At 72.5% G+C, this 25,725-nt stretch carries 10 protein-coding genes and 1 pseudogene; 4 read left to right on the top strand and 7 right to left on the bottom strand.

Going from position 1 to position 25,725, the window contains the following annotated elements:
- Nucleotides 1-507 precede the first annotated feature (507 nt).
- A pseudogene (locus tag ACF1FZ_RS31510) lies at nt 508-1,065 on the top strand (hypothetical protein); the annotation flags it as partial.
- 392 nt (nt 1,066-1,457) lie between these two features.
- Nucleotides 1,458-2,228, top strand: coding sequence for a hypothetical protein (locus ACF1FZ_RS31505; protein WP_391776792.1), 771 nt, complete (start codon nt 1,458-1,460; stop codon nt 2,226-2,228).
- Nucleotides 2,229-2,499: 271 nt separating this feature from the next.
- On the opposite strand, the gene ACF1FZ_RS31500 is transcribed toward ACF1FZ_RS31505, so the two are convergent.
- Genes ACF1FZ_RS31500 through ACF1FZ_RS31480 form a run of 5 tightly spaced genes read right to left on the bottom strand, consistent with a single transcriptional unit; the run spans nt 2,500 to nt 7,203 of the window.
- Nucleotides 2,500-2,637, bottom strand: coding sequence for a hypothetical protein (locus ACF1FZ_RS31500; RefSeq protein WP_391776791.1), 138 nt, complete (start codon nt 2,635-2,637; stop codon nt 2,500-2,502).
- Nucleotides 2,634-4,211 carry an amidohydrolase gene (locus ACF1FZ_RS31495; protein WP_391776790.1) on the bottom strand — a complete coding sequence of 526 codons (1,578 nt, stop codon included), beginning with the start codon at nt 4,209-4,211 and terminating at the stop codon, nt 2,634-2,636. Before ACF1FZ_RS31495 ends, ACF1FZ_RS31500 begins: the two co-directional genes overlap by 4 nt.
- 27 nt (nt 4,212-4,238) lie before the next feature.
- Nucleotides 4,239-5,090 (bottom strand): ABC transporter ATP-binding protein, encoded by an 852-nt coding sequence (locus ACF1FZ_RS31490; protein ID WP_391776789.1) that lies wholly within the window; start codon nt 5,088-5,090, stop codon nt 4,239-4,241.
- Nucleotides 5,087-6,190 carry a FecCD family ABC transporter permease gene (locus ACF1FZ_RS31485; RefSeq protein WP_391776788.1) on the bottom strand — a complete coding sequence of 368 codons (1,104 nt, stop codon included), beginning with the start codon at nt 6,188-6,190 and terminating at the stop codon, nt 5,087-5,089. Before ACF1FZ_RS31485 ends, ACF1FZ_RS31490 begins: the two co-directional genes overlap by 4 nt.
- Complete coding sequence (locus tag ACF1FZ_RS31480; protein ID WP_391776796.1) at nt 6,187-7,203, bottom strand: FecCD family ABC transporter permease; 1,017 nt, start codon at nt 7,201-7,203, stop codon at nt 6,187-6,189. The genes ACF1FZ_RS31485 and ACF1FZ_RS31480 overlap by 4 nt, the downstream gene beginning before the upstream one ends.
- A gap of 306 nt (nt 7,204-7,509) precedes the next feature.
- Here ACF1FZ_RS31480 and ACF1FZ_RS31475 point away from each other — a divergent pair, with 306 nt between their 5' ends.
- Nucleotides 7,510-9,207: an ABC transporter ATP-binding protein gene (locus tag ACF1FZ_RS31475; protein WP_391776787.1), complete on the top strand. Its 1,698-nt coding sequence runs from the start codon at nt 7,510-7,512 to the stop codon at nt 9,205-9,207.
- Between the two features lie 56 nt (nt 9,208-9,263).
- Entirely contained in the window at nt 9,264-11,054 is a 1,791-nt protein-coding gene (locus ACF1FZ_RS31470) for an ABC transporter ATP-binding protein (protein ID WP_391776786.1), read from the top strand.
- A 185-nt stretch (nt 11,055-11,239) separates the two neighbouring features.
- Here the strand turns inward: ACF1FZ_RS31470 and ACF1FZ_RS31465 are convergent, their stop codons facing one another.
- Both ACF1FZ_RS31465 and ACF1FZ_RS31460 read right to left on the bottom strand, forming a co-directional pair.
- Nucleotides 11,240-11,449 carry an MbtH family protein gene (locus ACF1FZ_RS31465; protein ID WP_391776785.1) on the bottom strand — a complete coding sequence of 70 codons (210 nt, stop codon included), beginning with the start codon at nt 11,447-11,449 and terminating at the stop codon, nt 11,240-11,242.
- On the bottom strand, nt 11,446-25,725 hold the full coding sequence (locus tag ACF1FZ_RS31460) for an amino acid adenylation domain-containing protein (RefSeq protein ID WP_391776784.1): 14,280 nt from the start codon (nt 25,723-25,725) through the stop codon (nt 11,446-11,448). Before ACF1FZ_RS31460 ends, ACF1FZ_RS31465 begins: the two co-directional genes overlap by 4 nt.

Genomic DNA, 25,725 nt, shown 5'->3' with positions numbered 1-25,725 from the left:
CCGCTACGAGAAACGCGCTTACATCTACCTCGGTACCGTCACGCTCGCAGCCCTCGTCATCTGGCTCAGAACATGATCCGAGAAACAGTGCCTAGCAACACCCACGCCCCGTCGACAGTGGACTCCCCGCCCCCCTGGGCCAGCGACGGCGACCAGTTCATCCAGTTGCTGGTCGGTCATGTCATCCGCGGCCATGACTTGGTGCCCCCCCTGCCCTCGTCGGTGCGCGAACACCAGCCACGCACGTTCGATAATCACGCAACCAGTGTCCCCCGGACCGGGAAAGCGTACGTGCTCTGTGGAGCGGGACCAGCGCCCCGCACTTCTTGCTGCCGGGGCTCCGGGCGGTCACGCAGCTGTCCCCATGACTTGTCGCACGGACAGCGCAGGCTTCTTCTCGCGGTGTGCTCGGGACTTGTGAACCCGGGGAAATCCGATTGCGGGATGATCACTTCGACGTCTAACGTCTACCGTCATCGGCGTGTAGCTCAGCAGTAGAGCACCGGCCTGGCGATCGTCGAGGCCGGCGAGGCCCTGACCCGTTCGACCAGCGTCCGCACCTCTCCCGGTTTCGCCCGGCTGTGCGCCGAACGAGCCGGGCCGGCGTCGCGGTCCTGGTCGGTCGCGGCGAACGGTGCGGTGATCGAGCAGGCGCAGATCCTCACCACGCACAATCTGGCCACGCTGGTGAACCGGGTGGGCATCGCACCCCGGCCCGGCTGGGCTGACCTGGCGCGCCGCTGCTTCGTGGCCGTGTGCCGGCTGACCGCCCGTGTGCACCGCGGCCCGCGGCCGTTGGGCACGATCAAGGACTCTGCCTACGCGTGGCGTCAGACGGTGTTCCACCTCTCCCTGTGCCCGCCGCAGGAGCAGCGGCGGGTCATCACAGGTTTGAAGGAGGAGGCTGCCCGCCACCCGGCCCATGTCGCGACCCGGCTTGCCCCCGTCCTGGCGGGCCTGGACCTGGTCGCGGAGGGCGGCACCTTCGGCAGTGACGGAACGGCAGACGCCGGGCGTGCCCGGCGCTTTGTGGGATGGAGTACCGACAGGCACTGGATGCGGTGAAGACGAGACGGGGGCACGACGGGTGTACGGCCGCCGGCCTGGTCTCCGCAGCCGCTGCGGCGGACCGGGTCGCGATGTGACTCACCCGGCCTGCGGGTGAACCGGACCGCGTTCCTGTCCGGTAACCGGTGCCGGGTTCACGGCCAGTCGTGATCCCGGCACCGGGGACTCAGCACGGGGACGTCGATGCGCTCGCGCGCCGGTCAGCCGCGCCAGCTCCTCGACCAGTTCCGCGGGTTCGTGTACGACGAAGTCGTGGCCGGGCAGTGCCGGGTTCGTCGCGAGCAGTGGGAGCGAGTCGCCGCCGATGCTCAGCAAGCAGTCTTCAGGACCGGTCGTTTCGATGATCCCGGTGCATGGTGAGACCTGGTCGGCAACGGTGGTGACAGGGCATGGCGGTGACCGAGCCGGGGACACGCGTTCGCCTCTGGCCTCGTTCGCCGACCGTACGCCGGAGCCGGCATCGGCCGAGGTCCTGCGAGGAACACGACGTCGTGTTCCTCGCGCTCCCCCACGGTGGATCGGCGCCGCTCGCGCGCGCCCTCGGGGACGACGCCCTCGTCGTGGACCGCGCCGCGGACCTCCGGCTGCGGGACGCCGCGTGGAAACGCTCCTACGGATCGGAGCATGCGGGGACATGGCCGTACGGCCTGCCTGCACTTCCGGGCAGACGAACGGGGTTGTCGAGCGCTCACCGGATCGCCGTACCCGGTCGCTACCTGTCGGGCCGCCTGGTCACGGTCACGGCGGATCCGTGCGCGGGCGACTCGTCCACGGTGATCGGACCAATGACCTCACTGCCGAGTACGCCCACGAGAACAGCGCGTACAGCTCATGAGCGGGCGGGGGACGAGACGGATGAAACCACTGCCCCTCGACCCGCCCGACGGCCTCACGGTCGCCGATCTGCCGTGGCCGGAGGGGCTTCGGGGCCACACGGCGGTCGTCGAGGGACGATTCCACGGGCGCACCGTGCGCGCTCCGGCGCTGACTGGGCAGCCCGCGAAACGCGCCCCGTTCCCGCCTCTGCCCGGTGGCGTCACACATGGGCCCTTCGGAGACGCCGAGGTCCTGCGGGGCGGCGTCACCGTACGGACCGCGACGGCGGCGAAGCAGCCGGACGCTCCGGACAGGCCCCGAGAAGACGGCACAGCGCCACGTGAGCGACGCGACCCGGCCGCATCCCGCACGAAGGCCCGGCACCGGGCCCGTCCTTCGTGGTCGAGCAACCGTTCCTCCGCCACGGCGTGCGGGGCGTACTTGCCGGCCCGTACTGCCCACAGGTGTGCCTCGGGCTCCCGGGGCGCCGGCAGCTCGGTCTCGTCCAGCCATGCCGGAGACGTCCCTACCCGCACGGCCGTCCCGGGGACTCGTCGCTCTCCGGGCCTCCTGCCTCACGCATCCTGCGCAGGACCTCCTCCGCGCACGTGTCGTTCACGGGGCGGGGATGTTGAGCTCCGTGTCGAAGACCATGGTCTCGTCGGCCGTGTGCCGGATGACCCGTCCCGGCGGGGTCGCCGGTGCCTGCCACAACGGCGCGTGCGGGTCGAGTCGGCCCTCCGTGGTACTCACAGCTTCCCCTCCCCCGTCGCGCGGCCGTCCACGAACGTCTCCACGACCTCGATGTCACCGATCCGTGAGGGCCCGACGTTCCGCGGATCGTCCCCCAGCACCACCACATCGGCGCGCTTGCCGGGAGCGAGGCTGCCCGCACGGCCGTCCCAACGGCACGCGTACGCTCCGGCGACCGTGTAGGCGCGCAGGGCCTCGTCGACCGTGATCCCCTCGTCCGGACCGATGAGCCGGCCGGAGGTGGAGGCGCGCTCGACCATGAACTGGATGGCACGCAGCGGCGAGCCGTCCGTGACGGGCCGGTCGGAACTGCCGACGAGCGTCACGCCGTGGTCCAGGAATCCCCGGCCCCGGTACATCCAGGGCGCGCGCCGCTCCCCCATGACATCGGCGTAGTCGTCACCGAAGTACCGCAGGAAGTTGGGCTGGACCACGGCGCTGACGCCGAGCCGCGAGAACCGCGGGAGCTGGTCGGGCCGGATCAGCCCGGCGTGCTCGACACGGTGCCGGGCGTCCGGGCGGGGACGCAGCTCCTGGGCGCGTTCCAGGGCGTCCAGGGCGAGGTCTGCGGCACGGTCGCCGATGGCGTGGACGGCGAGCTGCCACCCGGCGAGATGGCCGTCGACGATGAGGTCGGTGAGCCGTTCGGGGTCGTCCTGGAGCTGCCCGGCGTGGCGCATGCCCTCGTACGGTGAGGTGAGCGCCGCCGTCCGGGCCATCATGCCGCCGTCGGTGTAGATCTTGAGCGCACCCAGGGACAGCCAGTCGTCGCCGAAGCCGGTGCGCAGGCCGAGGTCGAGGGCGCGCGGGATGCCGTCGTTCCTGTGCGCGCCGAGAGGTCGCAGGGTGTCACCGGCGGCCATCAACTGGACCCGCAGGGGAAGCCGGCCCTGGTCCCTCAGCAGCTGGTAGGCGCCGAGTTCGACCGGGCTGTGCCCGAGGAGGCCGCCGCCGATCCCGGCCTCGGCACACGCGGTGATCCCTTCGGCGAGGCATGCGCGGGCCGCATGCTCGATCGCGTCGGCCAGCTCCTCCTGGGAATACGGCAGGCGCAGCCGCCGTACGGCGGCCATGGCGCTCTCCGCGAGGAAACCGTCCTGGTGCGGCACGTCATCCGCAAGCAGGTCCAGGACGGCGCTGTTGACCACGCACGCGTGCCCGGAGTCGTGCATCAGGAACACTTTGCGCCCATGGCTGACCCGGTCCAGCTCGGCGGCGGTCAGATGGCGTCCGAGGGCCCGCTGGTCGTACCCGGCGATGTCGACCCAGGCGCCGGGCGCGCCCTTCCGGGAGGTGACGTTCCCGACGACGGCGAGTACGTCCTCGACGCGCTCGCACGGCGCGATGCTCGGGGTGTTCGCCTTGAGTCCGGCCCACGCCAGGTGGACATGGCTGTCGATGAACCCGGGCAGCACGGTGGCGCCCTGCAGGTCGACGACCGCGCGTGCCGGCAGCGAGGTCACCGCCGCGTCCAGGCCCACGATCCGTCCCTGCCAGATCCCGAGGTCGTGGGCGACAGGATGGTCCGGGTCCATCGTGATGATGTGCGCGTTCGTCAGCCTCGTGCAGAGCATGGGCAAGTCCGTTCCTGGTCGCGGTCGTCAGGAGGTCTCGGCCAGTACGGGGTCCGTGCCGGCCGGGGCGTACCGCTTGGGCGCTGCGGGCACCATCAGCGGCGTTCCCGTCTCCGGGTCGGAGATGATCCGGCAGGGCAGTCCGAAAACGTCATGGACCAGCTCCGCCGTCATGACGGTCGCGGGGTCGCCCTCGGCGGCGATCACGCCTCCGGGCCTCATCACGATGAGGTGGGTGGCGTAGCGGCATGCCTGGTTGAGGTCGTGCAGGACCGCCACGACCGTGTGGCCCTTGCGGGCGTGCAGCTCGGCGCACAGGTCGAGTACCTCGACCTGGTGGGCGATGTCGAGGAAGGTGGTCGGTTCGTCAAGGAGCAGGATGGACGTCTGCTGGGCCAGCACCATGGCCAGCCAGACACGCTGGCGCTGACCGCCGGAGAGGTCGTCCACGGAACGGTCGGCGAGTTCGAGGACGCCGGTCTGCCGCATCGCCTCGACGACGGCCGTCTCGTCCTCGGCGGACCACTGCTTCAGCAGCCGCTGGTGCGGGTACCGGCCGCGGGCCACGAGGTCGCCCACCGTGATGCCGCCGGGCGCGCTGGACGACTGGGGGAGCAGGCCGAGCCGGCGCGCGACCTCACGGGAGCGGTACGAGGCGATGGCCGCGCCGTCGAGGTAGATCTGCCCGGTCTTGGGCTTGAGCATCCGGGCGAGCGCGGTGAGCAGAGTCGACTTGCCGCAGGCGTTCGGCCCGATGATGACCGTGAAGGAGTGGTCGGGGATGTCGACGCTCAGAGAGGTGGCCACCGTCCGCTGGTCGTAGGACAGCGTGAGGTCCTCGGCGCGCAGCCGGGGCTGTGGGGAGTTCGTTCCAGTCATGCGCGGCTCTTTCGCGACTCGGTGATCAGCAGCCAGATGAGGTACAGCCCGCCGATGGCGCCGGTCGCCGTGCCCACCGGGAGGAGAGCGGGTGCGAAGACCCGCTGCACGACGAGGTCGCTGAGGGCGAGCAGGACGGCGCCCATGAGGGCGGAGGGCAGCAGCGCGGGTCCGGACGACCGGGTGAGCCTGCGGACCACTTGGGGGGCGGCCAGGGCGATGAACCAGATGGGGCCGGTGACGGCGGTGGCGAACGCGGCGAGGGCGACGCTGATCACGAGGAGCACGGTGCGGGTTCGCGTCACGTTCACGCCGAGCGCCATCGCGGTGATGTCGCCCATCTCCACCAGGGCGAGGCGGCGGGAGAGGAGGAACGCGGGCGGCAGCAGGACGGCGACGGCGAGACCGATCGCGTTGGCGTGCATCCACAGCCGGTTTCCCAGGCTGCCGATCAGCCACGCCTGGGCCTCCTGGGCCTCCTGGAAGGTCGCCCGGGTGATCAGGTACGAGTTGACGGCCAGCAGCAGGGCGCTGACACCGATACCGATGACGACCAGCCGGAAACCCTGCAGCCCTCGGCCGATCAGGAGGAGGTGGACGGCGAGTGCGGTGGCGAGGCCCCCGGCCAGCGCCCCGAGAGCGATCTGGGTCATGCTGCCGTGCAGCACGATGATGACGACCAGCGCGCCCACGGCGGAGCCGTTGGTGAAGCCGATGATGTCGGGGCTGCCGAGGGAGTTGCGGGTGAGGCTCTGCAGGATCGCCCCGCTCACCGCGAGGGCCGCGCCGACGAACACCGCGGTCAGGATGCGCGGCATGCGGAGGGTGTTGACGACGAAGTCGGCTGCTCCGGATCCGTTGCCGGCCAGGGCCTGGAGGACCTCGCCGACGGAGAGGGGGAAGTCACCGGTGGTCAGGGTGATGCCCATGACGACGACGAGCGCGGCGAGCAGCAGGGCCGTCACGGCGGCGGTGCGGCCCTGTACGCGCAGCGAGACGCCGCCCGCTCCGGTACGGACGACCCGGCCGCTGACGACGCGGGGGGCGGGGGTGCTCCCGGATCGGGACGCGGAAGCTTTCGTCTCCCGTGCGGCGCTCACAGCATGACCAGCTTTCGACGGCGGCACAGCGCGATGAACAGTGGTGCGCCGATGAACGCGGTGACGATGCCGGCCTGCACCTCGCCCGGGGCGCCGAGCACACGGCCCAGCACGTCCGAGCCGAGGAGCAGGACCGGTGCGAGCAGCACCGAGTACGCGAACACCCAGCGCTGGTCGGCTCCGGCGATGAACCGGGCGACGTGCGGAACGACCAGGCCCACGAAGCTGATCGGTCCGACGGCGGCGGTGGCGGCGCCGCACAGCAGCATCACGGCGACGGCCGCGAGCACACGGGTGCGGCCGACGTTCACGCCCAGGGCGCGCCCCATCTGGTCGCCCATGCCCAGGGCGTTGAGGGACGGGGCAAGGAGGAAGGCCACGATCAGGCCGACGACGACGAACGGCAGGACGAGGAGCACGATGTCGTAGTACCGGCCCGCGAGAGAGCCCACGGTCCAGAAACGGAACTGGTCGAACGCCTCCGGATCGAAGAGCAGCACGCCCCAGTTGAAGGCGTACAGCACGGCGGTCACCGCCGCTCCCGCGACGATGAGCCGGTCGGGAGTGGCCAGTTTCCGCCCGGAGGAGCCGAGGAGATAGACGCCCACCGACGCCACGGCCGCCCCGGCGAGGGCGAACCACACATAGCCGAGGGGCGTGGCCACGCCCATGAAGGCGATAGCCACGACGACGCCCGAGGAGGCGCCCAGGTTCACCCCGAGCAGTCCGGGGTCGGCGAGTGGATTGCGTGTCAGAGCCTGCATCAGTGCGCCGGACATCCCGAGGGCCACTCCGACGAGGACGCCGAGGAGGGTACGGGGCATCCGGTACTCGTGGACGATGATCGAGGCTTCCGACCCGTCAGGTCGCCACAGAAGGTCCCATGTCGAGGCGAACGGGATCCCTCTGGTGCCCGTCCAGACACTGACCAGCGAGACGAGGACGAGCGCGCCGAGTGTCACGAGAAGCCCGAGACCGCGCAGAGCCACCACGGCCGGGCGTGCTGTGGGCACGACGGGCTCGACGGGCTCGACGGGCTCGACGGGGCCACCGGTCCCGCTTCCGGACGCCAGCTGGGCTTCGACGGACAACGACCACTCCCCCGGCGGCGGTTTCGAGTGCCCCGCGAGTCGCGCGAAGCCTGAACATCGGCGTGCCGCAAGCGACATGACCTACGAACGAACATAAAACTTAGGTGAGCCTAACCGCACAGTCGCAACGGGGTCAACGCGGCCGGCGCCCGTCGCGCACCCTTGGCATGAGCCGCCGTTAAGCTAGGCTTACCTAACCATCCAGCCCCGTTCCTGTGGAGGCGCCGCATGCCCGCTGGAGGACCAACGGGGGGCCATGTCCTCCGGAGAGCGCTCGTCGATCAGCGCCGCCGTGTCGCAGGAGCCTCCGTCCTCGGTATGGCTCACCAAGCGTGCGAGGCCCTCGTCCCGGTCGTCATCGGCCTGGTCATCGACGAGGCGATGACGACCGGCTCCTCCGGCGCCCTCCTGCGCTGGCTGCTGGTGCTCGCCGCTCTCTTCCTCGTACTGTCCACGTGTTACCGGAATTCCGCACGGCTCACCGAAGGCGCGGGCGAGGGCGCCGCGCACCGGATCCGGCAAGACCTCGCCGCCCGGGTGCTCGACCCACGGGGCGGCGCCGACACCGGACGGCTGCCCGGCGCGTTGACCGCCGTCGCGACCGGCGACGCCCGGCGCGTCGGCTCGGTCGCCTCCGCACTGCCGTACGCGCTGTCCGCCGTCGCCGGGCTGGCGATCAGCGCGGTGGCGCTCCTCCATATCTCCGTACCACTCGGTCTGCTCGTCCTCCTCGGCGTCCCGCCTCTGCTGTGGATCGGCCACCTCATCAGCCGCCCGCTCGAACGGCGCAGCGAAGCAGAGCAGGAGCACGCCGCCCATGCGTCCGGCGTGGCCGCCGACCTGGTCGCCGGCCTGCGCGTGCTGAAGGGCATCGGTGCCGAAGCGGCGGCGGTCTCCCGGTACCGGGAGACGAGCCGGAGCTCTCTGGCCGCTGCCCTGCGAGCGGCCGGCAGCCGGGCGTGGCACGACGGCGCGATCCTTGCCCTGACGGGCATCTTCATCGCGGTCATCGGGCTCGTCGGCGCCCATCTGGCGATGCGCGGCGCCATCAGCGTGGGTGACCTGGTGGCGGCCGTCGGCCTCGCTCAGTACCTCCTCGGTCCCTTCCAGCTCCTCACCTACGTCAACGGTGAGATCGCCCAGGGCCGTGCCTCCGCCGACCGGATCGCCGAGGTCCTCGCATCGGCTCCCGCCGTCGCGGCCGGGACGGCCACGCTCCCCGACCCGGTCGTCGGGCGGCTGCGGCTGCGGGGCGTCACCCAGGGTGCGCTGCGCGGCGTCGACCTCGACATCGCCCCCGGCAGCGTCGTCGGTGTGGTCGCCCGCGACCCGGCCGCCGCGAACGACCTGCTGCTCTGCCTGGGCCGCGAACTCGACCCCGCCGAAGGCACCGTCGAGCTCGACGGCATACCCCTGACCGATCTCGATCCCGGCGACGCCCGCCGCGTGATCCTGGTCGCCCACCACGACGCCGACCTGTTCGAGGACAGCCTCCTCGCCAACGTACGGGCCGGAGCGGACGCCGAGGGAACAGACGTGAGCCCGGCGCTGGCCGCCTCCGCGGCGGACGACGTCGCCCAGGCCCTGCCCGACGGAGTGGACACCGTCCTCACCGAACGGGGCCGGTCGCTGTCCGGCGGCCAGCGCCAGCGGGTCGCGCTCGCCCGGGCCCTGGCCGCCGACCCGCCGGTCCTCGTCGTCCACGACCCGACCACCGCCGTCGACACGGTCACCGAGGCGCGGATCGCCGCCAGGCTGCGGGAGCTGCGTCAGGACCGGACCACGATCCTGGTCACCACCAGCCCCGCCCTGCTCGCCGGAACCGACGTCGTGGTGATGCTCGACGACGGCACCGTGGCCGCCGAGGGCAGCCACCCGGAACTGGTCGCCGCCCACGCGACGTACCGCTCGGCGGTGCTGGCGTGACGACCGTTCAGGACAGCGATCCGCAGGACCCAGGCACGAAGGACGAAGGACGGACGATGAGCGGACCCGGCACGCCCGAACGCGAGCTCCTGCCCACCGCCACCGGCGCCCAGACCCTCGCCGTCGTCCGCGGACTGATGCGCCGTCACCGGACGCTGGTCGTGGTCGCGACGACCGTCCTCGTCGTCGGCACGGCCGTCGGGCTGCTGACCGCGCCGCTGCTCGGCCGCATCGTGGACCTGGTGGCGGACAAGGCCGGCGCCGGCGCGCTGACCGTACCGATGCTGCTCCTGCTCGCGGTCGCCCTCGCCAGGGGCGTCGCGACCGCGATCGGCAAGTCCCTCGTGGCCCGGCTCGGCGAGACGGTCCTCGCGGACCTGCGGGAGCGGTTCATCGCGCGGGCGCTGCGGCTGCCGCTCGAACGGGTCGAGCAGGCCGGCTCGGGCGACCTGACCTCGCGCGTGACGGGCGACGTCACCCTCATCGCGAAAGCGGTACGGCAGGCCCTGCCCGAGTTCGCCGGCGCCTTCCTCACCATCGTGCTGACGCTGGCGGGTCTCGCAGTCCTCGACTGGCGCTTCCTGCTCGCCGTACTGGTGGTCGTCCCGGTCCACGTCCTCACGGTCCGCTGGTACATCCCGCGTGCCACCAGCATCTACGCCGAGCACCGAGTGGCGACCGGCGCCCTGCAGCACCAGCTGCTCGACAGCGTCGGCGGGGTCCGTACGGTGCGGGCGTTCCGTCTGAACGACCGGCACACGGAGCTGCTCGATCGGCGGTCGCAGACGGCCGTCGACCTCGCGGCGCGCGGCATGCGCCTCATCTCGGGATTCTTCTCCCGCCTGAACATCGCCGAGTTCATCGGTATGGCGTCGATCCTCGTCACCGGCTTCCTGCTGGTCGACAGCGGATCGGTGAGCATCGGTACGGCCACGGCGGCGGCGCTCTACTTCCACGGCCTGTTCAACCCGATCAACGCCGCGCTCTTCCTCATCGACGACGCCCAGTCCGCCGGGGCGAGCCTCGCCCGCCTGGTCGGCGTGTCGAGCCTCCCGGCCGAACGTGAGTCCGACGGGCGGGCCGCCGTGCCGGTGGACGGCTCGGTCAAGGTGACGAACCTCGGCCATGCGTACGTGGACGGCCACTCGGTGCTCTCCGCGGTGGACCTGGAGGTGCGGGACGGCGAACGCGTGGCTCTGGTCGGCGCCAGCGGCGCGGGGAAGACCACACTGGCGAAGCTGATCGCGGGCGTCCACGCCCCCGCAACCGGTGCGATCTCCCTGGGCGGCGTGGACGCCCGGGAGCTCGGTCCGGCCGGGGTCCGGCAGGCGGTCATCCTGATCAGCCAGGAGGTGCACGTCTTCGCCGGCCCGCTGTCCGAAGACCTGCGACTGGCCCGCCCCGGGGCGACGGACGAGGAGTTGCGCGCCGCGCTGGCCCGCATCGACGCCCTGGACTGGGTCGACGCTCTGCCCGACGGCATGGCCACGGTGGTGGGCGAGGGCGGCCACCGGCTGACCGTGACCCAGGCCCAGCACCTGGCCCTCGCCCGTCTCGTCCTGGCTGATCCGCCCATCGCGATCCTGGACGAGGCCACCGCCGACGCCGGCAGCGCCGGCGCCCGTGTGCTGGAAACCGCCGCTCTGCGCGCCCTGGAGGGCCGTACGGGCCTGATGGTGGCCCACCGCCTCCCCCAGGCGGCGACCGCGGACCGCGTCGTCGTCCTGGACCAAGGGCGCGTCGTCGAGACGGGCACCCACGACGAACTCGTCGCGGCGGGCGGCCGCTACGCGGCACTGTGGTCGGCGTGGTCCGACAGCCGCCAGGAACCGGCGGTCCCGGCTTAGGCCGCCCCGTCTCACCAAGGCTCCCGCCCACGAACCTGGGCCGGGAGCCTTGCCGGTGCCGGGTGCGGCCTTGCACTCCGAGTCGTACGAAGCCCTCGGGACCCGCTGCCACTACTGACCGCTCACATGCGCCGCCGCCCGTGGTGAGGTCTCCACGGGCGGCGGCGTCCTGCTGCCGTACGGGGTCAGCCCTGCTGAGCGACCAGACTCGCGGGGCGCAGGTCCGTCCAGTGCTTCTCCACGTACCTGGCGCATGCCTCGCGCGTGTCCTCGCCGGAGGCGGTCCGCCACCCGGCGGGAACCTCGGCGAAGGACGGCCACAGCGAGTGCTGTTTCTCGGCGTTCACGAGTACCAGGAAGCGTCCCTGCGGGTCCTCGAACGGGTTGGTGGTCATGCGTTGTCACTCCTTGTGGACACGGCGGTGAACAGCTCCGAGAGCGGCTGTTCCGGGTCGGCTGCCACGGCGCGCAACAGCCTCTGGAGTTCGTCGGCGAGCCGCTGTGCCCTGGCGGTGCCGAGCAGGTCGGTGGCGTGGATCAGGCCGCAGTGGACCGGGCCGTCGCCGCGCGGCTCGTAGAAGCTGAGGGTCAGCTGGGCCCGGGTCGAACCGGTGGGTACGGCGTCGAGGGAACCGACACCGCCCTCCAGCTTCTCCAGGTCCGCCTGTTCATGGTGGATCACCATGACCTGCGGGCCCTCCTGCGGCAGTCCGGTCGCCCCGGCGACCTCCTCGAACGGGACCTCCTGCCGGTCCAGGGCGCCGAGCGTGGTCTCCCGTACACGGGACAGCAGCTCCGCGAAGGTCGGGTCGCCGGCGGTGTCGGTGCGCAGCACGACCGTGTTGGAGAAGCAGCCCACGAGATCGGCCAGCTGGTCGTCCGTGCGGCCGGCGACCACCGTGCCGAGGGGGAGGTCCGTGCCCGCGCCGTGGGCGGTGAGCAGCGCCGCCAGGGCGGAGTGCAGCACCATGAACATGCTGGTGCCGGTGGCCCGGGCCAGGTCGTCCACGGCCACGTGCAGCTGCTCGTCCAGGACGAAACCCACGTGGTCCGCACCGGGCGAGGACGAGCGTGGCCCGTCCGCCGGGAGGGCCAGCTCGGCCGGTACGTCCTTCAGCGTCTCGCGCCAGTAGGCGAGCTGCCGGCCGCCCCGGCTGTCCGGGTCGTCCAGGTCGCCCAAGACCTCCCGCGCCCACAGGGCGTAGTCCGTGTACGAGACCGGCAACGGCTGCCACTCGGGCGCCCGGCCTTCCGTACGGGCCGCGTACGCCTCCGTCAGGTCACGGAGGAGGGGGACGACCGACCACTCGTCCACGACCAGGTAGTGCATGGTCAGCAGCAGGGCCTGCTGCCCCGTGGCCGTCGTCAGCAGACGAGCCACGAACGGAGCCGCGCGCTCCGGCTCCGGTGATCCGGCCGCCAGCTCGGTCAGCCGCGCCTCCAGGTCCGCGCACTCCTCCAGCAGCAGCGCCGAGGGCTGGACGGCCCGGTGACGCAGCGCGCCGTCCTCCTCCGTGAACGCCGTCCGCAGGGGTTCGTGACGACTCGCCACGTCGGCGAGGGCCGCGGACAGCGCGTCCGCGTCCAGACCGCCGGGCGAGCGCAGCACGAGCGCGTGGTCGAAGCGGGGGGTACGGCCGTACGCGTCCCACTGCCAGCGCTGGACGGGTGCGGCGAGAGGCGGCTCCTGACGTGCCTTCGCCGGGCGCAGCGCCGGGCGGGCCGTGGAGGCGCCCTTGAGCTTGCCCTCGATGCCGGCGACGGTCAGCGCGTCGAAGACGTCCCGGATGCTCAGCTCGACCCCGAACTCGGCACGGATACGGCCCAGGAGCCGCATCGACGCCATGGAGTGGCCGCCGAGCGCGAAGAAGTTGTCGTGGACGCCGACCTTCTCCAGCTTGAGGATCTCTCCGAACAGTGCGGCGAGCCTGGCCTGCGTCTCGTTGGCCGGCAGCGTGCCGCCGGTCATCGTGGTCCAGTCCGGGACGGGCAGCGCCTTGCGGTCCAGTTTGCCGTTGGGGGTCAGCGGCAGCGGGCCCTCCAGCGGCACGACGAGCGCCGGGACCATGTACTCGGGCAGTTGCCCGGCCACGTGGGCGCGCAGTTCCCGCGGGTCCAGCTCCACGGACTTCCCCGCCTCTGGGACGGCGTAACCGACGAGACGGACGATGTCGGCGTCCCGGTCGGGCAGCACGGCTGCCTGGGCGACCGCGGGGTGACCGGCGAGGGCCGCCTCGATCTCGCCCAGCTCGATGCGGAAGCCACGGACCTTGACCTGCGTGTCGACGCGCCCGAGGAAGTCGAGGTTGCCGTCCGCGCGCCAGCGGGCGCGGTCCCCGGTGCGGTACATCCGGCTGCCGGGCGGACCGTACGGGTCGGCGACGAACCGCTCGGAGGTCAGCCCGGCCTTGCCGAGGTAACCGCGCGCGAGGCCGCGTCCGGAGACGTACAGCTCGCCGGCGACACCCGGCGGGACCGGCCGCAGGCGCTCGTCGAGGACGTAGGCGCGGGTGTTGGGGTCGGGGCGGCCGATGGGCACGCGGCCGGTCGGGCGGCCTCCGTGTTCACGCGAGGGCCACAGCGTGGAGTTGACCGTCGCCTCGGTGAGCCCGTACGCGCAGATCAGGTGGGCCGTGGTGCCGAACCGCTCGAACACGTCCGGCGGCACCGTCTCCGTACCGACCAGGACGGTCGACCCCTCGGGCAGTTCGCAGCCGGGGGGCAGGGCCGACACGAGGGACGGCGGCAGGATCATGTGGGTGATCCGCTGCTCCGCGAGGAAGTCGGTGAGCGCCGGGCCCGCGACGCGCGCCTCGTCCGTGATGAGGACGAGCCGGCCGCCGTGGCAGAGCGCCATCGCGAGCTCGAACACGAAGACGTCGAAGCCTACGGACGCGAACTGGAGGACGTGGCTGTCGCGTTCCAGGCCCATCCGGTCGACGGCCGTGGCGATGAGGCTGGAAATGCCCTCGTGCGGCACGACCACGCCCTTCGGACGGCCGGTGGAACCGGAGGTGTAGATCACGTACGCGGCCTGGTCCAGGCCTGCCGGTCCGCCGCCGGCGGCGGACTCCGGCAGACCGTCCAGCTCGGCGGCTACGGACGGCTCGTCGAGCAGCAGCACCGGTACGCCCGCCACCTCCGGGATCTTCCCGGCCACCGCCTCGGTGCCGACCACGACGGTCGCCCGCGAGTCCTCGATCATGTAACCGAGGCGGTCGGCGGGGTGGGCCAGGTCGAGGGGCAGGAACGCGGCGCCCAGCTTGAGTGCTGCGAGCACCGTGGCGATCATGCCGGCGGAGCGGGGCACGGCCACTCCGACCACGCTCTCGGCACACACGCCGCGCGCGGCCAGGAGCCGGGCGATCCGGTTGGACCGCGCGTCAAGACGCTCGTACGTCACCGAGTGCGAGCGGTCCACGACGGCGATCGCGTCGGGCCGCTCGGCGAGCCGCCGCGCGAACATCGTCGGCAGGGTCTCCTCGTCCACCGGCCGCGGGGTGCCGTTGAAGCCCTCCAGAACCAGTTGCCGCTCCTCGCCGCCGAGGATGTCCGCCCGCGAGACGGGCTGCCCGGGTGCGGCGACGAGGGCAGCGACGAGCGCCCGGAGGCGGTCGCCGAGACGTACGGCGGTCTCGTGGTCGAAGAGCTCCGTGGCGAACTCCAGGCGGCAGCCCAGGGAGCCCGTGCCGCCGTCGGCCGGCGTGTGCTCGGTAAAGCTGAACACCAGGTCGAACTTGGCCGAGCGGATACGGAACGGCACGTAACCGGCGCGGAGGCCGGGCAGTTCCAGTGTGTCACCGGTGCGGGCGTGGTAGCCGACCATCACCTGGAACAGCGGGTTCCGGGACAGGGAGCGGGCCGGGTTGAGCTTCTCCACCACGGACTCGAACGGCACGTCCGCGTGCGAGAACGCGGCCAGGTCCGTCTCCCGGACCCGGGCCAGCAGTTCGGTGAAGCTCGGGTCGCCGCTCAGGTCGGTGCGCAGCACCAGGGTGTTGACGAAGAAGCCGACCAGGTCGTCAAGGGCGTCGTCGGCGCGGCCGGCGATGGGCGAGCCGAGAGGGACGTCCGTCCCGGCGCCCATGCGGTGCAGCAGGGCGGCCACGGCCGCGTGCACGACCATGAACATGCTGGCGCCGGTCTCGCGGGCGAGCCGCTTCAGCCCCTCGTGGACGTCGGTGTCGAACGCGATGTCCAGCTCGGCACCGGTGAACGCCGGCCGTGCCGGGCGCGGCCGGTCCGTGGGGAGTTCGAGCTCCTCGGGGGCACCCTCCAACGTCGTACGCCAGTACTCCAGCTGCCGGGCGGCCAGACTGTCCGCGTCCGCCGGGTCGCCGAGCAGACGCTGCTGCCACAGCGCGTAGTCGGCGTACTGGACGGGCAGCGGCTCCCACTCCGGTGCCGCACCCGCGACGCGGGCCGTATAGGCGGTGGCCAGGTCCCGGAGGAACGGGCGGTCCGACCACTCGTCGGTGGTGATGTGGTGCAGCAGCAGGACGACGACGTGGTCCTCCGGGGCGAGTTCCACGATCGTGGCGCGCAGCGGCAGTTCGATGGCGAGGTCGAAGGGCCGGTTGACGGCCGCGTCGACGACGGCGGGCATCTCGTCCTCCGTGGCACGCAGCAGTTCCACGACGGGCCGTGCCTCTTCGGCGGGCAGCACGCGCTGGACCACCTGACCGTCGGGCTCCGCGAACACCGTCCGCAGTGCTTCGTGGCGGGCCGTCACGTCGGCGAGCGCCGTCTCCCACGCCTCGGCATCGAGGGCACCGCGCATCCGCATGACCAGCGGGAAGTTGTACGCGGCCGAGGTGCACTCGATCTGCTGGACGACCCACAGCCGCTGCTGGGCGTGCGAGAGCGGCAGCTCGTCGGGCCGCTCACCGGCGGTCAGTGCCGGGCGGGCGGCGGCGCCGGAGCGGGCCGCGCGCTCGACCAGCTCGGCGACGGTGGGTGCCTCGAACAGGTCGCGGATGGCCAGTTCGGTGTCGAGCGCCGTGCGGGCACGGCTGACGAGCCGGGTGGCGAGCAGTGAGTGGCCGCCCAGTTCGAAGAAGTCGCTGTCGATGCCGACACTGCCTTCCGGCAGGCCCAGAACCTCCGCGAAGAGCATGCAGAGCGTCTCCTCCTGCGGCGTGCCCGGGGCTCGGCCGGCGCCCGTTCCGGAGAAGTCCGGGGCGGGCAGGGCCCGTACGTCCAGCTTGCCGTTGACGGTGAGCGGAAATGTGTCCACGGGGACGAGTGCGGACGGGACCATGTAGTCGGGCAGCCCGGCCTTCAGGTGGTCGCGCAGCCGCTGGAGCAGGTCCTCCCCTGTCTCCGTACCGTCCTCCGGTGCGAAGTAGCCGACCAGGCGCTTGGTACCGGTGCTCTCGTTCACGACGACCGCCGTGTGGGCGACCTCGGGGTGCGTGGACAGGGCCGTGGAGATCTCACCCAGCTCGATCCGGTAGCCGCGGATCTTCACCTGGTCGTCGGTGCGGCCCAGGAAGTCGAGCAGACCGTCGGGCCGCTGCCGTACGAGGTCACCCGTGCGGTACATCCGCTCTCCCGGTTCCCCGAAGGGGTCCGCGACGAACCGCTCCGCGCTCAGGCCGGGACGGTCGTGGTAGCCACGGGCCAGGCCGGTGCCGGCGATGTACAGCTCGCCGGGGCAGCCCGGCGGGACGGGGCGCAACATCGCGTCCAGGACGTAGGCGCGGGTGTTGCGGATGGGCATCCCGACCGTGGAGGTCGCGCTGTCCGTCGTCGAGCCGCCGAGGGTGTTGATGGTGTACTCGGTGGGCCCGTAGAGGTTGTAGCCGTACGTGCCCTCGGTGTGGCGCAGCTTCGTCCACACCGTGTCGGACACCGCCTCGCCACCGAGCAGGACCAGCGCCGGGCGGTGCTTCCCCGCCGTCTCGTCGCGGTCGAGGAGGCCCTCCTCGATGAGCAGCTGGGCGTAGGTGGGGGTCACGTTGACCACGTCGACCTGGTGACGGTCGCAGTAGGCCACCAGCGCCTCCGCGTCGCGGCGCAGCTCCTCGTCGCAGACGTGCACCTCGTGGCCCTCGACGAGCCAGAGCAGTTCCTCCCACGACATGTCGAAAGCGAAGGAGACGGTGTGCGCGATGCGCAGCCGGCGGCCGCCGGCCGAGGCGATGGCCGGGTCGAAGATCTCCTTCTGGTGGTTGAGCTGCATGTTCGTCAGGCCCCGGTAGGGGGTGACGACACCCTTGGGCCTGCCGGTCGAGCCGGAGGTGTAGATGACGTACGCCGGGTGCTCCAGGCGGTCCGGCACGCCGTGGGCGAACGCGGGCCGCTCGGCATCCGTGATCTCCCCGCCGGGCAGGGCGCTCAGCTCGGCGGCCACGGACTCGTCGTCCAGGAGGAGTTCGGGGGCGACGGAGCCTTCGAGCCCGCGCAGGGTCGGTGCCACAGCCGTGGTGGAGACCAGGCCCAGCGGGCCGGTGTCCTCGAGCATCAGGCGCAGCCGGTCGGCTGGGTGGTCCAGGTCCAGCGGCAGGTACGCGGCGCCGGTCCGCAGGACGGCGAACAGCGCGGCGACCATGTCGATGGACCGGGGCAGGGCGAGCGCCACGACCTTCTCCGGTCCCGCGCCCCGGCTGAGGAGCAGGCGGGCGATCCGGTTGACGTGCGCGTCCAGTTCGGCATAAGTCAGGGCGCGCTCGCCGAAGACGAGCGCCGCCGCGTCCGGGGTACGGGCGGCCTGGGCCGTGAGCATGTCGGCGATGGTCTCGTTCGGCACCGGCTCCCGGCTGCCGGCCCACTCGGCCGTGAGCGCGGCGCGCTCCGGCGGCAGCAGCAGGTCCACGCCGGCCGTACGGGCCGAGGCGGCGTCCGGGGCGGAGAGAAGCGTTCCGAGCCGCTCCAGGACGGTCGTGAACCGGCCGAGGACGGTGGCGGCGGCCTCCGCGTCGAACAGGTCGGGCCGGGCCGCCAGGGTGACTCGCAGGCGGGTCCCGGGCGTGACGATCAGAGTGAGCGGGAAGTGGGTGCCGTCCACGTTCGAGACATCAGTGATGCCGTGCCGCTGCCGCAGCGCCGCGGCGCGGTTCTCGCCGTCGGCGGAACGGAGCACGAACAGGGTGTCGAACAGACGGCGGTGGCCGGTCTCCTGCTGGAGCGTGCCGAGGCCCACGTACTCGTACGGCATGACCGCGGCCCGCTCGGACTGCATCCGGCGCAGCAGGTCGAGCAGCGGCTCGTCCGGGGCGAACGCGACCCGGGCCGGGATGGTGTTGAGGAACATGCCGATGATCCCGGCGACGTTCGGCACGTCCGCGGGCCGTCCGGCGACCGCGGTGCCGAAGACGACGTCTCCACGGCCGGTCATCGCCGAGAGGACCAGGCCCCAGGCGGCGTTGAGTACCGTGTTCAGGGTGAGGCCATGCCGTCGCGCCAGGGCGCGCAGCCGGTCGCTGGTCTCCCGGGTCAGCACCGCGTCGAAGTCGGCCGGGATGACCGGGCCCGCGTCCCGCCCCGCCGGAGCGACGAGAGTCGGCTCGTCGAAGCCGGAGAGCACGCCGCGCCAGACGCCGAGGGCCTGGGGCGTGTCCTGCTCGTCCAGCCACGCCAGGTAGTCGCGGTACGAGCCGGGAGCGGGCAGACCGGTGGCGTCGCCGGCCCGCTCGTACAGCGTGAACAGTTCCTCCAGGAACAGCCACGCGGACCAGCCGTCCCACAGGATGAGGTGATGGGTGACGACGAGCCGGTCGCGGCCGTCGCCGAGCCGGATCAGCTGGAGGCGGCACAGGGGCGGCACGGACAGGTCGAAGCGCTGTCGGCGGTCGGCGGCAAGCAGTTCGTCCACGCGGGCACACCGCTCCTCGGCCGGCAGCCCGGACAGGTCGGTCTCCACGAGCGGGATGTCGGCACCGTCCGCGATGAACTGCACGGGCTGGGGCAGGCCGTCGCTGGTGAACCCGGCGCGCAGGCTGGCGTTGCGCTCCAGGAGCGCCCGGCAGGCGGTGCGCAGCCGGCCGGCGTCGAGACGGCGGTCGAAGTCCAGGGTCTCCTGCGACAGGTAGACGTCGAGGGCGTCGCCGGCGTCATAGGTGGCGTGGAAGTACATCCCTTCCTGGAGCGGGGAGAGCGGCCAGACGTCCGCGACCGGGAGGCCGGCGACGGCCTCGACGCGGGCGGTCTCCTCCGGGGTCAGTTCAGGGCCGCCCAGCGGGGCGGGGGCCGGGGCCTGCGCCGGTGCCGCGGCGGTGAGCTGCTCGAGCAGCGCTTTCAATGCGGGGTCGACCGCCGCGCCGGACTGCTGTTGCGCGGCGAGCACCGCCTGGAGGGCGGCGGCGGCCTGCCCGGCATCGGTGGCGGACACGGTGACACCGGCGGCGGGTGCCCCGGCTGCGGCCGGAGCGGGCTCGTCCGGCACGCTCGCGGCCACTGCGGCGAGCGCGCCGGGCGTGCGGTGCTCGAACACATCACGCGGGCTGATGGCCAGTCCCCTTTCCCGGGCCCGGGTGGCGACGGCGATCGAGGTGAGGCTGTCGCCGCCGAGCATGAAGAAGTCGTCGTCGGCACCGATCCCGGGCATGCCGAGGACGGTGGTGAAGGTCTCGCACAGAGCGCGTTCGCGCTCGTCGCGAGGCGCGCGTCCACCCGCCCGGGGGGTGACGGACGGCGAGGGCAGGGCGTTCTGGTCGAGCTTGCCGCTGGGCGAGAGCGGCAGCGCGTCGAGGACCGTGACGGCCGTCGGCACCATCGCCGCGGGCAACGCCTCGGCGAGCGCCCCGTGGAGGGCATCGGCGTCCGGGGCGGTGCCGGGAGCGGGAACCGCGTAGCCGAGGAGCGCTCCGTCACGGACGATCACGGCAGCGCGGGCGACGTCCGGCAGGGCGGCCAGGGCGCTCTCGATCTCGCCCGGCTCGATCCGGTTACCACGGATCTTGACCTGCCGGTCCGTGCGGCCCAGGTACTCGACGGCACCATCGGCGCGGCGCCGGACCAGGTCGCCGGTCCGGTACATGCGCGTGCCCGGATCACCGAACGGGTCGGCGACGAACCTCTCGGCGGTCAGGCCGTGCCGGTCGTGGTAGCCGCGTGCCAGCTGGACGCCGGCGAGGTACAGCTCGCCCGGCACGCCGTCCGGGACGGGCCGCAGGAAGGCGTCGAGCACGTACAGGGGGGTGTTCCACACGGGACGGCCGATCGGAACGGCGGGCTCGGTGCCGCCCTCGTACGGGAAGTACGTCACGTCGACGGCCGCTTCGGTGGGGCCGTACAGGTTGTGCAGCGGTACGGGGCCGTGGCCGTGGCGGGATGTCAGCTCCCACCAGCGGCGGGCGTCCGGGCCGGGGAGGGCCTCGCCGCTGCAGAACACCCGGCGCAGGCTCGCCGCCCAGTCCGGGGTGCCGGCGGCGGTGTCCATGGCCTGGACGAACGCGGCCAGCATCGACGGCACGAAGTGCATCGTCGTGATCCGCTCGGTACGGATCAGTTCAGCGAGGTACGCCGGGTCGCGGTGACCGTCGGGCCTGGCGAGGACGACGGTCGCGCCCTCGACCAGGGCCCAGAAGAACTCCCAGACGGACACGTCGAAGCTGGACGGGGTCTTCTGCAGCACCCGGTCGTCGGCGCCGAGCCCGTACTCACCCTGCATCCAGGCGAGGCGGTTGACGATCGCACGGTGGGTGACGGCGACGCCCTTGGGGCGCCCGGTGGAGCCGGAGGTGTAGATCAGGTACGCGGGGTGGTCGGGGCCCGCCTGCGCACCAGGCACATCGGGCGCCTCCTCGTCGTGGTCCACGAGGACGTGTTCGAGACCCGGCACGTCGGGCAGTCGCCCGGCCGAGCCGTCGGTGGTCACGACGGTACGGGCACCCGAGTCGGCGAGCATGGACGCCACCCGGTCGGCAGGGTAGTCGAGATCGACGGGCAGGTAGGCGGCGCCCGCCTTGTGCACACCGAGCAGCGCGACCATCAGCTCGGCCGAGCGGGGCACGGCGACCGCGACGAACCGCTCCGGGCCGGCGCCGTGTGCCCGCAGCCGCCGGGCCAGGGCCTCGGCGCGCCGGTCGAGTTCGGCGTACGTCAGGGCGGTGTCCTCGAAGACGACAGCCGGGGCGTCGGGGGTCCGTACCACTTGTGCGGCGAACAGCGAGGCAAGGGTGGCGTCCGCGTCGGGCAGCGGGTGTGCGGTGGTGTTCAGCGCGGTGAGGTGCTCCTGCTCCCGGTCGGACAGCATTCCGACCCGGGCGACCGGGCGGGCGGGGTCGGACGCGAGCGTCCGCAGCAGCGACTCGAAGCGGTGGGCGATCACCGCGACGGACAGCTGGTCGAGCCGCGCCGCGTCGTACGTGAACCGCAGTGCCAGGTGGGCGCCGGGTTCGACGATCAGCGCGAGCGGGTAGTGCACGGCGTCGAACACCTCGGCGCCGGTGACGCGCAGCGTCTCCTGGTCCCGTTCGGTGGACAGCTCTCCGGACGGGTAGTTCTCGAACACGACGAGGGTGTCGAAGAGTTCCCCGCCGCCCGCGAGGCGCTGGATGTCGGCGAGTCCGAGATGTTGGTGGTCCAGGAGGGCCGCGTGCTCGTCCTGGACGCGCAGCAGCAGATCGGCGAGCGACTCGCCGCCACGCAGGGTGACCCGGACCGGCACGGTGTTGATGAACAGGCCCACGGCCGAGTCCAGACCATCGACCTCGGTGGTGCGTCCCGAGACGGTGGTGCCGAACACAACGTCCTGGCTGCCGGTCAGGCCACCGAGGAGCAGGGCCCAGGCGCCGTGCACGGCGGTACTGAGGGTGAGGCCGTGGCTGCGGGCACGGGCGGTCAGATCAGAGGTGAGCGTTTCCGGCAACCGGACGTCCACGTGCTCGGGCCTGGCGGCCGGTGGGGCCTGGCCGTCGCCCGCAGCGGAGGCGAGGAGCCGGGTGGGCCCGTCCAGACCGGCCAGCGCCTGGCGCCACGCGTCGCGGGCGGCGTCACGGTCCCGGCCGGCCAGCCACGAAAGGTACGCCTGCGGACCGGGCGGCTCGGGCAGAGCCTCGCCCCGATAGGCCGTGGTCAGTTCGCGCAGCAGGACGGAGACCGACCAGCCGTCGGCGATGATGTGGTGCAGAGTGAGCAGCAGCCGGTGGCGCTGCCCGTCCCGGATCAGGGTGGCCCGCATCAACGGCGGCCGGGCGAGGTCGAACCGTTCGGCACGGTCCTGCCGCAGCAGGTCCTCCAGCGTGGTACGGGCGGTGGCGGCCTCCCGCCACGGAAGGGTCGTGCGGTCGGGGATCCGCTGGACGACCTCACCGCCGGACAGCTGACGGAAGGAGGCGCGCAACAGCGGGTGCCGGTCGAGCAGCAGCTGGAGCGACTGACGCAGTCGGTCCGGGTCGATGTCGCCCGCGAGGTCCAGGAGTTCCTGGACGACGTACAGGTCGCCGGCCTCCTGGTCGAACTCCGCGTGGAAGAAGAAGCCTTCCTGGAGCGGGGAGACGGGCAGGGCGTCCTCATCCAGCTCCACCACCGGCGCCGTCGGCGTGACGGCAGTCGTCACCTGGCCCGCCGTCCTGGCGAGCCCCTCCACGGTCCGCTGCCGGAACACGTCGCGGGGGGTGATCGCGAGTCCTGCCTCACGGGCACGGCTGACCAGCTGGATCGCGACGATGCTGTCGCCGCCCAGCTCGAAGAAGCTGTCGTGCACACCGGCCGACGGCAGGCCGAGCACCTCGGCGAACAGTCCGGCGAGCGCGGTCTCGGCGGGGGTGGTGGGCGCGTCGCCGCCGGCCGTCGCGGTCCACTCGGGCGCGGGCAGGGCCCGGTTGTCGAGCTTGCCGTTGGGCGTCAGCGGCAGCGGCCCGTCGAGGCGTACGACGGCGGACGGGACCATGTAGTCGGGCAGCGCCTCGGCGACCCGGGTGCGCGCCTGAGCCACGGAGGCGTCCGCGTCCGTGGCGGCCTCGGCGACGAGGTACGCGACGAGGCGCTTGGCGCTCCTGTGGTCCTCCCGGACGAGGACGGCGGCCTGGGCGATGCCCGGACAGGCCATGAAGGCGCTCTCGATCTCACCGGGCTCGATGCGGTGGCCGCGGATCTTGATCTGGCCGTCGGCGCGTCCCAGGAACTCCAGGTTGCCGTCGGCGGCCCAGCGGACGCGGTCGCCCGTGCGGTACATCCGGGCGCCCGGCTCGGCGGCGTACGGGTCGGCGACGAAGCGCTCGGAGGTGAGCCCCGGCCTGCCGAGGTAGCCGCGGGCGAGGCCGCGTCCGGCGATGTACAGCTCGCCGTCGACGCCGACCGGTACCGGGCGGAGCGCGGAATCGAGCACGTAGGCGCGGGTGTTGGGGTCGGGCTCACCGATGGGCGCGGGTCCGGGGCGCTCGGGGGTGGCGACCCACAGGGTGGAGTTGACGGTGGCCTCGGTGAGGCCGTACGCGACGACAACCTGGAGCCGTCCGGCCCAGCGGGCGATCAGCTCGCCGGGCACCGCCTCGGTACCGACGATCAGGACGGCACCGTCGGGCAGGTCGCAGTCCTGCGGAAGCGCCGAGACGAGGGACGGCGGCAGGATCATGTGGGTGGCGCGGTGGCGTGCGACGTAGTCCGTGAGCGCGGGTCCGGCGACACGCCGCTCGGTGGGGACGACGATGATCCGGCCGCCCACGCAGAGCGACATGATCAGGTCCCAGACCGTCACGTCGAAGCCGACGGAGGCGAACTGGACGACGCGGCTGTCGGCGGTGACGCCGATGCGGTCGGTGGCGGTGGCGATGAGGCTGCCGACGCCGTCGTGGGAGACGACGACACCCTTGGGCCGACCGGTGGAGCCGGAGGTGTAGATGACGTACGCGGCCTGGCCCAGGGCGATGGGCAGGCCCGGGTCCGAGGCGTCGAGGGCGGCACACTCCGAGGTCACGGACGGGGCGTCGAGGAGCAGGTGACCGAGGCCGGCGGTCTCCGGAAGGGCGTCGGACAGATCGCGGGTGGTGATGACGGTGCGCGCCCCGGCGTCGTCCAGCATGTAGGCGAGGCGGTCCTGCGGGTGGTCGGCGTCCAGCGGCAGGTAGGCGGCCCCCGCCTTCATGACCGCGAGGAGGGACACCACGAGGTCGGGAGAGCGCGGCACGGCGACGGCGACGACGTCCTCGGTGCCCACGCCACGAGCGGCGAGGAGGCGGGCCAGCCGGTTGGCGGCCGCATTCAGTTCGGCATACGTCATCTTCCGGCTGCCTCCCCCGGACTCTGTCCGGGGGAGGCAGCCGGAAGATGACCCCACCTGTTCCTCGCACACGAGGGCGACCGCGTCCGGGGTGCGGCGGACCTGGCGCTCGAAGGCGGCGGGCCAGGAGAGCTCGGCCGTCTTGCGCGGGGACACGCCGAACCCGTCGAGGATCCGGGCCCGCTCCGCACCGGAGGTCAGCTCGATGCGGCCCACGGGGTGGTCCAGACCCTCGGCCAGGGCGTCGAGCAGCGTCAGGAAGCGGCGCTCGTGGGCGCGCAGGGTCTCCTCGTCGCACACATCGGCGTCGGCGTCGATGTGGACACGGATGCCGGTTCCCCCCTGGCTCTCGACGAAGCTGAGGGCCAGGTCGCTGACCGGGCCGAGCCAGACCGGGTCGAGTTCGGCGTCGTGTTCCGAGAACCGGAGGTCTTCGGGACGGGGCAGGATGTTGACGGTCGGGCCGACCAGTTCGGACACGCCGTCGGCCAGGCCGAGTTCCCGTGCCAGGTCCTCGACACGGTACCGCCCGTGGGCGACCGCCTCGGCGACCGCGTGCCGTACGTCGGCCAGGAGTTCGGCGCCGGTCGTGCCGGGGTGGACGGACACGCGCAGCGGGACGATGTTGGACAGCATGCCGGGGATGCCGGCGGACACGGCGCCCTCCCGGGCGGCGATCGGCAGACCGAGGACGAGGTCCCGCTCACCGCTGACCCGGTGCAGGTAGGCGGCCACGGCGGCGATCAGCAGGCGGGAGACACGTACGTCGGCGTTCTCGGCAGCGGCGCTCAGCCGGTCGGTGACCTCGGCGGACAGCTCCACCGTGCGGCGCAGGCGCCGCGTCATGGGCGACGGCGCGCGCTCGACGAGACGTACGGGCTCGGGCCGGTCGGCCATGCGGCCCAGCCAGTACGCACGGTCCTCCTGGTGCCGGCCGGAGGAGCGGTAGGCGCGGTCGGCGTCGACCAGGCGGGACAGGGACCAGTCGCACGGGGCGGGTTCCTGGTCGCCGGCGGTGTAGAACTCACCGGCCCGGCGGGTGATCAGGGCGGCGCCCATGCCGTCGGTGACGATGTGGTGGTAGCGCTGGTACCAGGAGACGTGGTCGTCCGCGAGCCGGAGCAGCGCCTGGGCGAAGAGAGGCCCGCGCGCGAGATCGACGGGCCGTCCCCGGTCTGCGGCCATCCAGCCGGCGGCGGCCGCCTCGGGGTCCGGGGCGTCGCGCAGGTCGACGACGGGGACGTCGACGGGGACGGGGACGGGTGTCTGCCGGAGGGCGCCGTTGTCGTGGCTGACACACACGTGCAGGCTCTCGGCTTCCTCGACGGCCTGCCGCACGGAGGCGGTAAGGCGGGCGAGGTCGACGTCGCCGCGCAGGTCCAGGGCGAACACGATGTTGTAGACGGAGCTGTCCGGGTCGATCTGCTGGGCAAGCCAGATACCGGATTGACCGCCGGTGACGGGTATGCGGGAAGCGGACGTCCGGTCCGACTCGACGTCAAACAT

It is taken from the genome of Streptomyces sp. NPDC014623, assembly GCF_043088245.1.
Classification (GTDB): domain Bacteria; phylum Actinomycetota; class Actinomycetes; order Streptomycetales; family Streptomycetaceae; genus Streptomyces.
This window is presented reverse-complemented; position numbering and strand designations above follow the sequence as displayed.

Coding starts and splice junctions, on each gene's coding strand:
- ACF1FZ_RS31505 (WP_391776792.1), top strand. CDS start 1,458: ATGGCGGTGACCGAGCCGGGGACACGCGTTCGCCTCTGGCCTCGTTCG.
- ACF1FZ_RS31460 (WP_391776784.1), bottom strand. CDS start 25,725: ATGTTTGACGTCGAGTCGGACCGGACGTCCGCTTCCCGCATACCCGTC.
- ACF1FZ_RS31465 (WP_391776785.1), bottom strand. CDS start 11,449: ATGACCACCAACCCGTTCGAGGACCCGCAGGGACGCTTCCTGGTACTC.
- ACF1FZ_RS31490 (WP_391776789.1), bottom strand. CDS start 5,090: ATGACTGGAACGAACTCCCCACAGCCCCGGCTGCGCGCCGAGGACCTC.
- ACF1FZ_RS31475 (WP_391776787.1), top strand. CDS start 7,510: ATGCCCGCTGGAGGACCAACGGGGGGCCATGTCCTCCGGAGAGCGCTC.
- ACF1FZ_RS31470 (WP_391776786.1), top strand. CDS start 9,264: ATGAGCGGACCCGGCACGCCCGAACGCGAGCTCCTGCCCACCGCCACC.
- ACF1FZ_RS31495 (WP_391776790.1), bottom strand. CDS start 4,211: ATGCTCTGCACGAGGCTGACGAACGCGCACATCATCACGATGGACCCG.